At 39.5% G+C, this 15,225-nt stretch carries 7 protein-coding genes; all 7 read left to right on the top strand.

All coding sequences use genetic code 11. The annotated features are described in order from the left end of the window. Positions 1-10 precede the first annotated feature (10 nt). The 7 genes from bcsQ to H5161_RS07905 all read left to right on the top strand — a co-directional run bounded on the left by bcsQ (position 11) and on the right by H5161_RS07905 (position 15,195). A complete protein-coding gene (gene bcsQ, locus H5161_RS07935; RefSeq protein ID WP_182769053.1) occupies positions 11-724 on the top strand; it encodes a cellulose biosynthesis protein BcsQ in 714 nt (237 codons plus the stop codon). Between the two features lie 2 nt (positions 725-726). Beyond that, the gene (gene bcsA / locus H5161_RS07930; RefSeq protein ID WP_182769052.1) at positions 727-3,399 is read left to right on the top strand and encodes a UDP-forming cellulose synthase catalytic subunit; all 2,673 of its coding nucleotides are present in this window, start codon (positions 727-729) and stop codon (positions 3,397-3,399) included. Beyond that, entirely contained in the window at positions 3,392-5,638 is a 2,247-nt protein-coding gene (bcsB, locus tag H5161_RS07925; RefSeq protein ID WP_182748648.1) for a cellulose biosynthesis cyclic di-GMP-binding regulatory protein BcsB, read from the top strand. The genes bcsA and bcsB overlap by 8 nt, the downstream gene beginning before the upstream one ends. Next, positions 5,638-6,768 carry a cellulose synthase complex periplasmic endoglucanase BcsZ gene (gene bcsZ, locus H5161_RS07920; protein ID WP_182712578.1) on the top strand — a complete coding sequence of 377 codons (1,131 nt, stop codon included), beginning with the start codon at positions 5,638-5,640 and terminating at the stop codon, positions 6,766-6,768. The genes bcsB and bcsZ overlap by 1 nt, the downstream gene beginning before the upstream one ends. Continuing rightward, on the top strand, positions 6,759-10,577 hold the full coding sequence (locus H5161_RS07915) for a cellulose synthase subunit BcsC-related outer membrane protein (RefSeq protein ID WP_182769051.1): 3,819 nt from the start codon (positions 6,759-6,761) through the stop codon (positions 10,575-10,577). Before bcsZ ends, H5161_RS07915 begins: the two co-directional genes overlap by 10 nt. Before the next feature lie 247 nt (positions 10,578-10,824). Then, a complete protein-coding gene (locus H5161_RS07910) occupies positions 10,825-12,318 on the top strand; it encodes a peptide MFS transporter (protein WP_024598453.1) in 1,494 nt (497 codons plus the stop codon). 147 nt (positions 12,319-12,465) lie between these two features. Further along, positions 12,466-15,195, top strand: coding sequence for a metallophosphoesterase (locus tag H5161_RS07905; protein ID WP_182769050.1), 2,730 nt, complete (start codon positions 12,466-12,468; stop codon positions 15,193-15,195). The last annotated feature ends 30 nt before the right edge of the window (positions 15,196-15,225 follow it).

Genomic DNA, 15,225 nt, shown 5'->3' with positions numbered 1-15,225 from the left:
GTAAACTCCATTGCAAAGGATTTTTATTAAAGGTATCAAAGGCGGCATAGGTAGCACATCAGTTGTTGCAAACTTAGCGTGCGTTTTGAAAAAATCTGATGTTGATGCGGTTGCAATAGACCTAGATGCTAAAAGTGACCTTGGTTTGCACTTTGGCCTTAAGTGGACAGCCACAAAAGGTTGGAGCAACGAGAGTACTTTTGACGATGCGTTATTGCATTTTCGTAAAGACAGCGATGGCGTTCTTTTTTTACCCCATGGCGATAACGAAGCAACGCTAGATGAAATTATAGCCACAATTAACAATTGCAAAAAACTGGACTATAAAGAATCTGCTTGGATATTATTCGACTGCCCTTCACACATTAATATTTCTCACTACCCGTTAGAAGAAAACGATATTGTTATTGAGCTAGTCACTTGCGATGCAATTTGTCATAGCCTCATATACAAGCGCCTACAAACCCTCAAGTCAGTAGAGTCAAGCTGGAAACACTTTTTTGTCGTTAATCGTTACAACGCAGCCTCAGTGTTAGAATTTGATCTATTTTCTCTTTGGCAATCTACATTGCCATTTATGGCGCCGTTTTTTATCAACAGTGATGAAGTTATTAAAGAGGCCACAGCTAATCGTAATGTAGCCCTTAATTGCGCACCATACAGTGTAGCGAACGATGACTTTGAAACACTGGCCGGTTGGCTTGTAAGCAAGGCGGCGAACTGACGATGAGCTTTACTCTTTTTTACAAAAGGCCCATACACAGTACATTGTATATTCTATTGAGTATATTATTCACTGATAAGCTTGTGCGTTACATTTTATTTAAATTTCATAGTTACTTTAATCAGCACAAAGTAAATGTAATTGAAGCCTTTTTAATGCCCTTCATAACTTTGTTCGGTTCATTATTTGTGAATATTAAAAAGAACAAAGAAAACTTTGAGTTAGCGTTATATAACTATTATCCACATTTAAGATTGCCATACAGAACTTATATCTATTCCAATATTATACGCTTTGTTATTCAGAGCATATTTTTGCTTTTTGCTGTTCATAAACCCAAAAGAAAATCAGTGTCTATAAAAAAGCATGCTGTAAATTATTTTTATGATGGAGTCAGTTACAGCCTAAGGCAACTTCGTTGGTACGACCTTAAATTAGGCCGATTAATAAGGCGCCTTTTTTCCAAAAACAACAAGCCTAAAAAAAGTGCTTTTAAAACAATGGCCGACGCTCGTATTTGGCAGAACAAACTTATTAAATACATCGTTGTTGCACTGATATTATTCTTGCTTGCCATATTTGTTACTATTCCCTTTAGCCTTGAAGCGCAAGCGGTGTTTATTAGCTTTATTTTACTGGTTGCTTACGCGCTCAAACGCGTAAAAGGCCATATGGCCACGATTGTAATGATCACCTTATCTGTCACTACATCTTCTCGATATTTGTGGTGGCGATACACTGAAACACTTAACTGGGATGACCCTTTAGCACTTACATTAGGTACAGGCTTGTTACTAGCAGAAACATACGCATGGATGGTACTTATTTTAGGTTTTTTTCAAACTATTAACCCACTTGAAAGAAAACCTGTCATGTTGCCAAAAAATACTGACTTATGGCCAACGGTAGATATTTACATTCCTACTTACAACGAGCCTTTAAGTGTTGTAAGGCCGACTACCCTTGCCGCTTTAAGCATAGATTGGCCAGCAGATAAACTAAAAGTCTATATTTTAGATGATGGTAAACGCCCTGAGTTTGCTGAATTTGCTAAACAAGTTGGTGCAGGTTATTTAACAAGACCAGATAATAACCATGCAAAAGCCGGTAACATGAATAGTGCTATGCGCTACACAGATGGTGATTATATTGCCATTTTTGATTGCGACCACGTACCTGCTCGTTCATTTTTGCAAATGACTATGGGACAGTTTTTAAAAGACAGTAAAGTGTGTTTAGTACAAACACCACATCATTTTTTCTCAGCAGATCCATTTGAGAGAAACTTAAATAACCACAGTCAAATTCCAAATGAAAACATGTTGTTTTACGGGCTTATTCAAGACGGAAACGATATGTGGGATGCTACGTTCTTTTGTGGTTCGTGTGCGGTACTCAAAAGAGAAGCGCTTGATGAAATAGGTGGCTTTGCTTTTGAAACCGTCACCGAGGATGCTCATACTGCACTGCGAATGCAACGCGCAGGTTATAAAACTGCCTATATAAATATTCCTCAAGCTGCTGGCCTTGCCACTGACAGTTTATCGGCTCATATTGGCCAGCGAATTCGTTGGGCACGGGGCATGGCGCAAATATTTAGGCTCGATAACCCGCTGTTAGGCAAAGGCTTGAACATACCTCAGCGACTTTGTTACTTAAATGCTATGCTGCATTTTCTATCAGGTATTCCGCGCATTGTATTTTTAACCGCGCCCCTGGCACTTATATACTTTAATGCATACATTATTTACGCGCCATTTTTAGCTATTTTTATCTACGTTGTACCTACACTTATTCAGATAAAAGCAACTAACTCACGAATACAAGGTAAGTATCGCTATTCGTTTTGGGGCGAAGTTTACGAATCTGTGCTTGCTTGGTACATATTAAAGCCAACAACAGTTGCTTTGTTTAATCCAAACAAAGGTAAATTTAACGTTACCGAAAAAGGTGGCTTAAACGATAAAGAGCATTATGACTGGGGTATTTCTAAGCCATATTTGGTTTTACTCGCCATTAATTTAGTAGGTATGTTAATTGGTATTTTACGCCTGTTTTTTGGCGACCCTACGCAAGTTGGTGTACTGCTGATTAGTATGGGGTGGGCGCTTTATAATATTATCATTTTGGGTGCTGCGGTTGCCGTGGCAGCAGAAGCACGCCAAGTGAGGCATTCACACCGTATTAAAGCAAACTTCCCAGCGGGAGTTCGTTTAGCAAATGGCCACACATTAAAAGTAAAAATTACAGATTACTCCGATAACGGCGTAGGAATAGAAACCGACCATGCACATGCTTGTCGTGTAAACGATAAAATAGAATTATTAATGAGCCGCGGTAATAAGCAATTTTCGTTTACTACCCATGTTTGTAATACTCGGGGTAATCAAATTGGCTTAACCATTAAAGATTTATCTCTTGAAAAACAGCGCGCGTTTATACAATGTACATTTTCACGAGCTGATGCGTGGCTTGACTGGCAAAATAACTTTAGACATGACCGCCCATCTTACAGTTTTAAAGAAGTGCAAAAAACAAGCCTCAGAGGGTTTAGTAACTTGCTCTTCCACGCACCAAGAGTGCTTCAACCTATCATTCAGTTTATGACTAATTTAGTTGTATACGTAAACTCATTTACTCCAAAAAGACCAATAGTGCATAATAATTATGATTAAAAAGTTGCTTAATATATCCCTAACATTGTCGCTTATTTGTTGCGCTTATTTTGCGCATGCAATTGAGCCATTACAAAATAAATCAATGTTCATTAATGGATACCCTGAGAGCGCTCAGGTGTCGAGTTTACGCTTAGATTTTGAAGCGTTAGGCTTTACAGGTTTTAGGCTCAACGGGGTAAATAATAACTCCCGCGTTGACTTTACAAACCGAATAGATAAATTGAGCACCAATTTAAAGCTTAACTTTTCGTATACTAACTCGCCTTCATTAATCGCGAATGTTTCGCACTTAAAAGTATACTTTAATGATAATTTAGTCACTGTTTTACCTATTAACGAACAACTTAGTATTGTAAAGAACACAGTGCAGCATAGCCTCGATCTTAACGCTAAATACATTCAAGATTACAACCAAGTCCGCTTTGAATTGGTTGGTTATTACGACCTTAGATGTCAAGACTACTTCAGCCGTACTATTTGGACAGAAATAAATAAATCAAGCAACATAACGCTCGACCAAAAGCAGCTTGCTATCGATAGCCGTTTAGAATACCTCCCAGAGCCGTTTTTTGATGAAAAGGATTACAACAAGCTTAACCTCCCATTTGTATTTGCTAAAACACCCAATACCCAAGCTATTGAGGCAGCAGCAACGCTATCGAGTTGGTTTGGAGCCCAAGCTGATTGGCGTGGATTTAATTTTCCCGTAACGTTAAATAAATCGCCTGATCAACACAGTGTGGTTTTTATTACTAATGATTCAAAACCTGATTTTTTGAAAGATTACCCAGATGTTGAAAAACCAACGATTGAAATCATTTCAAACCCATTTAATCGTTATTATAAAATGTTACTGATATTGGGCCGTGATGAAGCTGATTTAAAAACAGCGGTGACTGGCCTTGCATTTGGCCACAAAGTAATGACTGGAAGAAGCGCAAGTATTGAAGCCATAAATCAGTTGCCACTTCGAAAAGCGTATGATGCACCACGCTGGCTTAGAAGCGATCGTCCAGTGCATTTTGACGAGCTTATTGACTACCCTACGCAACTACAGGCGCAAGGTCTTAATAATGGTCCAGTAAAACTAAACATTCGCTTTGCACCTGATCTATTCACGTGGCGTGAAAGAGGAATACCTATTACTCTTCAGTACCGTAGCACGCCAGAATCAGAAGCCATCGACTCTCGTTTAAATATGCTAATAAACCAAGAATTTATAAGTGGTTTTTTACTAGATGAAAACAACGATTTATTACAAACAACACAAGCGTTGTTGCCACTAGTTGCCAATACTGACACCACACAAAGTACAGAAGGCTTTTCTGTCAATGGCATTAATTTAGCTAACAGAAATGAACTTAACTTTGACTTTAGGTTTGGCGTACTCAAAAAAGGCGAATGTGCTGTTGCACCTCCTGGCGGTGAGTTTGGTGTTATTGATGGCGATTCAAGCATTGACGTAAGTGAATTTGATCACTACATCGCATTACCAGATCTGAACGTATTTGCTAATAGTGGCTTTCCTTTTACCAAATATGCTGATTTACAAAAAACACTTGTACTTATTGATGAAAACCCAACACCTAATGCTTTAACCGTTTTATTTAACTTAACGGGGCACTTTGGCGCAATCACCGGCTACCCAACCCACAGAATGAGTGTTGCTCATTTAAATGAGGACGCTGATTTAGATGATAAAGACATACTCGTTATTGCTAAACCTAACAGTATTGCTAATGACTTAGATGAAGATGCACAAACAAATGTTTTGCTTAACAATAATCAGCGCGCAATTAAACAAGCAATTTATAATGGTGCATACGACGAACAAACGACCGATAAAGTAGAGGTTAGTATTAAAAGTAGTGGCGATATGGCTGTTATAACAGGGTTTCAATCACCGTTTGACTCAGACCGCTCTATCGTCTCGTTGAGTGCTACGACGCAAAATGCATTTACTATACTTGACGATGTTCTAATGAACTCAGAAAAATTAGCTCAAGTAAAAGGTAGTGCAGCCATTATCAACTCACAGGGTATTAAAACCATTCAAGTAGATGAGCAATACTTTGTAGGCCATATCCCAGTCCATACATTAGTGTGGTTTCACTTATCTGATCATCCATTTATTTTGGCATTACTGTCTATTTTAACGCTATTGCTGATCTCATTTATCTTATGGCGATTATTACAAGCACTAACTTACAAGCGTTTAGCTGAAGGAGACGAATAATGAAATCACTTGTTAATATGTTTTTTACTGTGATGGCACTATTTGCTTTTAATGCCAACGCACAAGTTGAACAGTGCGAACCTTGGCAGTCGTGGCAAGTGTTTAAAAATCATTTTATAAGCCAAGACGGCCGCGTCATTGACTTGGGCAGTGATCAAAGTATCACAACCTCTGAAGGCCAATCATATGCACTATTTTTTGCGCTTATTGCCAACGATAAAGCCGCTTTTGATTCTGTTTTAAATTGGACCCAAGAGCATTTATCAGAGGGCGATTTAAGTACGCGTTTACCAGCATGGAAATGGGGACTAGATAAAAACCGCGTAGGGGGTATTTTAGATTCAAACCCTGCGTCAGATTCAGACCTATGGATTGCCTACAGTTTATCGCAAGCGGCAATTTTATGGGATGAACGCCGCTATAGTATTTTAGCCGCAGTGCTTGCTCAACGTATAATCAGAGAAGAAACCGCCTACATAACGGGCCTTGGCCTGTCTTTACTCCCCGCACCTGCCGGTTTTGAGTTTGACAATGAGCGCTATAAGCTAAATCCTAGCTACTCGCCGTTATTTATTTACCAGCAATTTAAAAAGCTTTATCCACATTCACCGTGGCACCAACTGCACGAAGGATCAGCTAAGCTAATTTTAGATACCGCACAGCAAGGCGTTAGCCCTGATTGGGTTATGTTTGATTCAAACCGTGGTTTTTACTACAACAGAAAAAATACAGATTTAGGTAGTTATAATGCAATTCGTGTTTACCTTTGGGCAAGTATGATGGCAAAAGATGCACCCTACAAACAAGAGCTTCTTGCTCAGTTTGCACCATTTGTGGATACTATTGAAGAGCGCGGCTATGTTCCTTTAAATACGTACGCTCAATCAGGTAAATCTGAAAAAAGAGGACCTTTGGGCTTTAACGCTGCCCTGTTGCCTTTGTTAGCAGAGCAAGGTAATGATGAGCTAGTAATGGCCATTCAGCAAAAGCTAATGATTGATAAGTCTTTTACGCAAACACGTTATTACGACAGTGTATTGCATTTATTTGGTGAAAGTGCTGTAAACAAGCGCTTTAAAATAACGGCTGATGGAACGCTACAACCTACTTGGAGCACTGAATGTCGTTAAGGTTGGCCTTAGCTTGTACATTGGCACTAAGCACTAATTTAAATGCCGCAACAATAAATGATATTGATACACAATCGGTTGATTGGTTATTAAACCAAATTAGTATTGGTGAAGCACAACAAAACAAAAGACTTGTTGAAGATAGCCTGCAAAAATTGGTTGCAATTGCCCCTACGCGAATAGAAACGCAATGTGCGCTTGCACATTACGACTTTACGAATGGCAATACAGACCAGGCAAACTTGTTATTAAATAAGCTTGATAACCAACTAACACAACAAACACCTTGCGTAAAAAAACTCAAGGTTATGTCTCGTATTCAAGGTAAAGACAAGGCAGTAATTCAAGAAGCAAAGCTGCTTGCTCGTGCCGGCAGATATGAACAAGCACGTCAAATTTACAATAAAATATTTAATGATGTTTATCCTACTTTAAACTTTGAGCTTGAGCATTTAGGCTGGTATGCACAAGACAGCGCTCAATGGCAAGGGGTTAAAAATGGTTACAAGCAATTATTAAAACGCTATGACAACCTAGGCACTATAGAAGTTGCTTATGCCAGACATTTGCTAAGACGTAACCCACGCGATAAAGCAGCAATGCGTATTTTAAGTAAGTATGGATCGACATCGGGTTTTAGTGATGAAGTTGAAGGTATTTGGCTCTCTGCATTAAAAAATATGCCAATAAACAGTAATACTGACAAGCAATTTCAGCAATACTTTATACTTTACCCGTTTAGTAATAAGGGAGAGTTACAGTATCAAGACTTTAAAAAGCAATTAAAAGCACGCCAAAAATTATTAGCCGACCCGGCTTATCAGCTTTGGTTAAAAGGCAATAAGCTACTCGAACAAGAAAGATTAAATGCAGCAGAACCTCTTCTATTAAAAGCATTAAAAGGCCGCCCTACTGACGGCGAAATAATGAACAGCTTAGGCATACTTTACCTACAATTAGGGGAGCATGGTAAAGCCTATAACTATTTTACACGTGCACAAAAATACACTGCCGACTTTGCAGAGCGAAATACCCTTAAAAGCATGGCTAAAACAGCTAAGTTTTGGCTGTATATTCGCCAAGCAAGAGACGCTATAGACAGCAGTGAATTTAGAGTTGCCAAATTAAAACTCGATTTAGCCGCCGCATTAGAAGAAGAACCTAATACCGTACTGGCAAATCGTGGCACCTTACAATTTGCCCAAGGGCTATATTCACAAGCTGCGCTTACCTACCAAGTGGTGCTTAAAAGCGAGCCGTTAAACGAAGGCGCCCTATTTGGCTTACTCGAAATTGCAAAGCTTGGACAAAGTGAAAAAACGCTCACCTCTTTTTTTAATCGACTTTCATTTTCACAAAAAGAAATATTAAGAGCGTCATATTTAAGCTCATTAAGTAGCGTGTATAGAACTAAGGCAACAAAGCTAACTGAAGCTGGTGAATTAGAAGAGGCTGAAAAAATATTAAAAGAGGCTATTCAAGCAACACCAGAAGAGCCTTGGTTATATTACGACTTAGCGTTTATATATCAACAAAAAGGACTCACCGACAAAGCCCGCTCATTGTTTAATAATGTATTGTGGCAATTTCCGCTAAATTCACAGCTTAGGTATAGCCATGCACTGTTTTTGCGTGCTTTAGACGATTACCAAGGTGCGCTTGCTACGCTTCAGTATATTCCATTTAAATCTCGCGATGCTGACATTGTATCTCTTGAACAACAGTTACAACTTAATGAGTCTTTAGCACAAAGCGAACGTTTTATTAATTCTCAAAATAAAGCGGCTGCTATTTATCACTTAAGTGCGTTAGAAGCGCAAAATTTAACGCCACCAATGAAAGCTGAGCTAGCACGAAGCTGGTTTAGCATAGAAGAACAAAACCACGCTTTAATACTCATGCGTGACGCATTAGCTGAAGACCCCTCATTATCAGCCTATTGGCATATGCTGTATGGAGAATGGCTTTTAGCACAGGGTAATAAAACTCAGACTACGGATTGGTTTAATCAATATCGGCTTCCTGAAAATGCCTCTGAGGGTGAAATAGATCAGTTTGTGCAATTACAAAATGCCTATTATTCTGAGTATTTTAGTGGCAGTGATCTTATTGCGAAGCTAAATCAGCTTGATCAAAAATACCCAAGTTCATCAGCTACAACAACTGCGCTAATAAATGCAAACTTAGCACTTGAACAAAACCAATCTGCGATTATTTTATACGAACAAAAAGTAAAAAATAATCAGCTAATTGAACCTCAAGCTTTAATGGCAATATCCAAAGCCTACAGAGCGCTTGGTGATGATTTCCAATCGAAAGAAGTCACACAACTCGCGATTGAACAAAGTACAACGCAAGAAAGTTATTTTCAGCGTCAAATTATGGAGTCGTTAAACGATTTTAACTACGCAGGTGATGCCCTTTACTTAGCTGAACAGCTTATTCAAAAAGCACCTAATGATTTAGAGCTTCGTTATTTAGGCGCGCAAGTTGCCTCTAATTTTAATGAAACAGAGCAAGCACAAACGTGGTACGCACAAACGCTTTCACCTAATCGTCAACTGAATGAGAAAGAACTCTACACATCCCTTTCGCGCATCAACGAAAACGACGAGTGGTATATAAACGGTGCCAAACGAGAACTACTCAGCCAACAAAACAAAAACCAAGCCTACATTGCCGTTGGTGTAAATTTTAGCGGACAAGTAAGTACTGAAAGTGAGGCCACATTGGGCGCTGGTTTAGTCCCTATTGAAGCGTACTTTCCGCTTTGGCAGGGGCAAGGCTTTGTAAAAATAGATCCTACAAGTATTAGCGCGCAAACAACACGATTTGACGAGCAATTTGCTGGCAGTCGATACGGTCAAGGCGCTTTGTGTATATTTACCTGTGGTATTGACGAGGTAAGTCCTGAGCAAGATGGCGTTGATATTGGCATTGGTTGGCAGAACGAAAACTGGCGCGTAGATATTGGCACAACACCACTGGGCTTTTTAATCGAAGACATTGTATGGGGTGTTAACTATTCGGACGACTTTGGTGACTTTGGCTATAGCCTTGAGTTAGAAAAACGACCAGTAACCAGCTCAGTACTCGCCTATGCAGGCCTTGAAGACGTTAATACTGGTAAAATTTGGGGGGGGGTTCGCTCAACTGGTTTAACCGCTAATGTTTCTCATGATTTAGGCGGCAATTGGGGATTTTGGTCTAGTGCTGACTTTACATTGTACAAAGGTCAAAACGTAAAAGATAACCAACGCTACCGCTTGATGGGCGGCACCTATTATCGTGTGATAAGCAATCAAGACCGCGAATTTACAGTGGGTGCAAGTTTATTGCATTGGGCCTATAAATTTAATTTAAGTGAAGAAACCTGGGGCCACGGCGGTTATTACAGTCCGCAAAACTATGTAGGTCTATCCGTGCCACTCACTTATGACGCGCGTTGGGGCGATGATTTTGTTTATCGATTAAAAACCGGTGTTTCGTACTCGCAAACAAAAACTCAATCTATTGATTTCTTCCCTAACGATAGCGATTTGCAAATAGCTGCGTATGATAGAGAATCAATAACAGGTGTTGACCCTGTATTTGAAGGTGAAACAAGTTCTGGTGTTTCATATAATCTTGAAGGTAGTTTTGAGTATAGAATAACGCCGAATTGGTTCTTTGGTGGCTACTTAGCCATCGATCGCTCTGACTTTTACGAACCAAACTTTGGTCAACTTTACATACGTTACTATTTTAACCCTGTTTATGGAACGCTTGAGTTCCCAGGTACCCCTATTGTTCCTTATGCTGAGTTCTAACTTGGCATAAGGTGATACACCGCGCAATACTTCCCCTAGCACTAAGGTATATGTATACTTGTGCCCAATTGTAACTAGGATAAGGGTGTGTCTCTTACCTTCTGGTGTTACTACCATATAGCAAATCATTATCTTAGCTACAAATAATAAACTGATGGTCGAGCATTTTAGTATGACTAAATACTAAGATAGCTAAAGCAAAAAATTATAAGGCCATTACAACAATTCTTAAAGTTAGGAAGTAAATATGAGTTCAGCTCCAGATAGTGGTTGGTTTGGCCACCCTAAAGGACTTTCGACATTGTTCTTCACTGAAATGTGGGAACGAATGAGTTATTACGGTATGCGAGCTATGCTCGTATTATTCATGACAGCAAGCTTACAAGAAGAAGGCCTTGCCTTTACTGTTGCATCAGCTGCTGCAATCTATGGTTTGTACACAGGCGCAGTATACTTTTTAGGCTTACCGGGTGGGTGGCTAGCTGATAGATTGTTTGGTGGTCAAAAAGCAGTTTGGTATGGCGGCATAATTATTATGATTGGCCATATTATTTTGGCTATTCCACATGATTATTCTTTCTTCGTTGGCTTAATATTTGTAGCAACAGGTACTGGTTTACTAAAACCAAATATCAGTGCAATGGTAGGCCAATTATATAGCGATGCTGATGAGCGTCGTGATGGCGGTTACGCTATTTATTACATGGGTATTAACATGGGTTCTTTAATAGGTTACTACGTATGTGGTTACTTTATGGAGAACGTAGGCTGGCACTGGGCATTTGGTGCGGCAGCTGTAGGTATGGCCATTGGTTTAGTACAGTACAAACTCACACTTAATAACTTACCAAAGCACAGTGCTTTACCGGCTAATCCATTAGGCTCTAAAGGTACTTCACGTGCATGGGGCGGTATTGCTGCATTTGTAATTGCAGCTGCTGCAGTTACTACGGCTGCAATGACCGGCGCTATTGTTATTAATCCAACTGTAGTTGCAGGTTACACAGCCATTGTATTTACTATTATCTTTTTTGTTTATTTTGGAGTTATTTACTTTACAGGTAATTTAACAGATGCAGAAAAACAAAGAATGTGGGCACTATTTTTAGTATGTATTGCATCTGCATGTTTTTGGTCTGGCTTTGAACAAGCTGGTTCATCATTAAACTTATTTGCTCGCGACTATACTGACCGTCTTATTGGTACTTTTGAAATCCCTACAACGTGGTTTCAATCATTAAACTCACTGTTTATTATTGCTTTATCGCCATTTTTTGCAGCGCTTTGGATTAACTTATCTAAAAGCTTAGTATCACCTAGCTACAGCGTTAAATGTGCAATTGGCTTAATTATCATGGCATCAGGCTTTTTAGTTATGTTTATGGCGGCTCATTACGCAGCTGAAGGCTTAAAAGTTGCGCCTTACTGGCTTGTTACTACGTACTTTTTACATACAGTGGGTGAGCTTTGTTTAAGCCCTGTAGCATTAAGTGCTGTAAGTAAGTTATCGCCTAAACGTTACACTGGCCAAATGATGGGTGTATTTGTATTAACTTACTCAATCGGTAACATCATCGCAGGTTTACTTGCTGGTAATTTCGATCCGAATAATGTTGATGAAATTCCTAACTTATACTTACAAATTGCATTATTTAGCATTGGTGTTGGTGTTGTTTTAGTACTAATGACTTTTAAAGCTAAAGTATGGGAAAAACAAGGTTTAGAAGAGAAAGTCTCTTAATTATTGTTTTTTTCAAATGTAGCAATATAACCTAAGACAATTCCTCCATAGCTTCTATGGGGGAATTTTTTATTCAACTTTGCCCTGCCCCCGTTAACTGATATTATATCCTGATTGGTTATTGAATAGACTCAGGGACATCCGTAGATGCAATCGTTAACGATATCACGTGTTATTATATTTATATTTCTTAGCTTTATTCTAACTGCCTGTGGTAGCGGTGATGAAGTGACGGTTAATCCAAACGATCCTGTTGAGCCTGAACCTAGCAAATTAACACTATCAAGCGCTAATGGTTTAGACGCTACATTAGACGAAGGCAATTTTATATTTAATGCACCTTCCAGCGCTATTTCTAGTGATGTAGAGCTTACCTACGAGAAAACATTATTAGATGAGACGAATATACAACAAAATATAATTTCTGATTTACATGCGCTTACGCCCTCCACGCTTACTCTTGAAAAACCTATTACCATCACAATAAAAATCCCTGATGACTATGCATTAGGCGGACAACTGTTTATCGCAAAACTATCAGGCGCTAATTGGGATACTGTTACAAATTCAATAGTTTTAGATGGATTTGTTAGCGCTCAAGTAACAACACTGGGCACATATGCAATACAAATGCAGCGCAATGAAGCTTTCGCAAATATCGGCCCAACTTGCGACGCTAATGCAACAGAGCAATCGGTAAGGTTTGTTCACGTTGCAGATTTACATGCTCGCTTTGGCTATGAAGAGCAATATTTCAGCCGGATCAAAGCCTACTACAACCAAGTAGCAAGCCAAACTCCGCACACCTTATTTACAAACGGTGGTGACGACTATGAAAAAGGCACCGTTGCTGAGCAATTATCACAAGGTACCGCGACAGAAGAAGCTATTAAAGCAATGCAGTTTGACCTACGAGTCGTTGGAAATCATGATTATGCTTGGGGCCCTGAAAAATTACTAAGTTATTCCCAAGACGAGAATGCAATCGTACTTGCTAGTAATACTCGTTATGAAGCAGAGCAACTACAAGATTTTGAAGGCGTAGGATTTGCAAAAGTTCAAGTAGGATGTATTACACTTGGTGTGTTTGGCATGACCTCAGTGCCATGGAATGAGCTAGATGAACCTATTCAAGATGATCCGATCCCTGATTTTATTAAACAGTTTAAAATGAGCTGGCAATGGCAACAAATCGCACAAAGCATCGTAAACCAATACAGTGATGATGTAGATTACATGATTATGTTGAGCCATTTAGGTGTAGGCCAAGATACTGATATGGCAACAAACGTACCCGGTATCGACTTAGTACTTGGCGGCCATACACACGGTGGGGAAAGCTACACAACCCTTGATAACGGCGCTATTGTTTTACAACCGGACTTTTACGCTAAAGGTATTACGGACTTAACGCTTAATTTTAATTTAGCTGATAAATCATCCCCAGTTGTTGATTACAAAACGATTGAAACCGATACAATTGATGAACGCGATGAGGCAACAAAACTAGCTATTGATGAGATAATGGGGCGTTATGCTCCCGATGCAGAAACTGAAATCGCTATTTCTGAAAACTATCCAACTGATGCGCAGCTAGCCGAAATAACCGCCTTAGCCGCAAAACATTCAAGCACAATTAGCGCAGCATTACTTAATCCTGAACTAGTACAAAAGCGCTGGACACCCGGCACACTTACTCAAGAAGACTTCCATAAAGCTTTTTACGTAGAAAGACAGCCATCAAATACGCCAGGGTTTAACTCTATTTATAAAGTAACTGTATCGGGAAGCGACTTAACAACGATGTTTGCAAGTCAACCAGATTGGTTTTTACTTAAACCTGAGGATATACAACCCACTAATAATTACGAAGTTGCACTATTTAAAGGAGCAGCTTTGAATCCTGATTTATTTTTTAATAGTGTTACATTCTCAAACGTAGAACCGATAGCTGAAGCTTGGTGGCTACTTGATAAATATGCGCGTGCTAGAACAAGTCAGTGCCTACACCTTGACACTGACACCGAACTTTATTCATGCAACAACTTAGCAAATGTAACCGTATGGAACTTTGACGATACTAACAACCCGTTAGCAGCTGATTTTGGACCTTCGGTACTTAGCTACTTTGATCCAGATGAAACAAACTGGGGCACTGCAGAGACACAATATAGCACCACTACTCAATTAAATATTGATGATTTAAGTGATGGTCCTTCAGGTGTTATGGCGTTTTCTCGCCACGCTCCAACAGAAGGCTTACTTATTGATTTAAACACACCAGCAAATGGTGACTTTGCAAATGAAGGAATGGTGTCTGACTACACCTTGGTTATGGATTTATACTGGCCCGCAGAAGGTAAAGATATTTACCGTGCAATTATGCAAGCCAATACAACTGATTATCTTAATGATGATGCCGATATGTTTATTGACCCAAGCGGCGGCTATGGACAAGCAACTAGCGATAGCGGCTATTTTGGCAATACACAACCTGACTCTTGGCATCGTATAGCTTTTGTATTTTATACAGCACCAACCAACGGGGTGTTTGAAGTCTATATAGATGGAGAACTTGCAGGCGTAAAAGAGGATGGCGAAATCGATAGTCGCTGGGCACTCAATCAATCTGTGTTGCTTTTTACAGATAACAATTATGAAACAGTACCAGGGTACTTAAATTCGCTGCTTTATGCAGGACGTGCTATGACCAGAGATGAAATTAAAAGTATGGGCGGCGCACAACAAAAGCTGTCTTTTGAGCAACCGACGCGAGTGCTAAATCAAACCATTGAGCGCCATTACCAAGCAGCTCCAGCAATTAAAACTAACATGTGGATAGAACAACGGAACAAGTTCTTTGGTAACGGCTCTTAAAGTGTAAACAATTACATACAAAAAGGCTTT

It is taken from the genome of Pseudoalteromonas sp. SG43-5 (assembly GCF_014164345.1).
Taxonomy (GTDB): Bacteria; Pseudomonadota; Gammaproteobacteria; order Enterobacterales; family Alteromonadaceae; genus Pseudoalteromonas; species Pseudoalteromonas distincta.
The sequence above is the reverse complement of the archived record's forward strand: the minus strand, read 5'-3'. Positions and strand labels throughout refer to the sequence as shown.

Excerpts from the sequence above, each read along its gene's own strand:
- bcsB (WP_182748648.1), top strand. The coding sequence starts at position 3,392 with ATGATTAAAAAGTTGCTTAATATATCCCTAACATTGTCGCTTATTTGT.
- H5161_RS07915 (WP_182769051.1), top strand. The coding sequence starts at position 6,759 with ATGTCGTTAAGGTTGGCCTTAGCTTGTACATTGGCACTAAGCACTAAT.
- bcsA (WP_182769052.1), top strand. The coding sequence starts at position 727 with ATGAGCTTTACTCTTTTTTACAAAAGGCCCATACACAGTACATTGTAT.
- bcsZ (WP_182712578.1), top strand. The coding sequence starts at position 5,638 with ATGAAATCACTTGTTAATATGTTTTTTACTGTGATGGCACTATTTGCT.
- H5161_RS07905 (WP_182769050.1), top strand. The coding sequence starts at position 12,466 with ATGCAATCGTTAACGATATCACGTGTTATTATATTTATATTTCTTAGC.
- H5161_RS07910 (WP_024598453.1), top strand. The coding sequence starts at position 10,825 with ATGAGTTCAGCTCCAGATAGTGGTTGGTTTGGCCACCCTAAAGGACTT.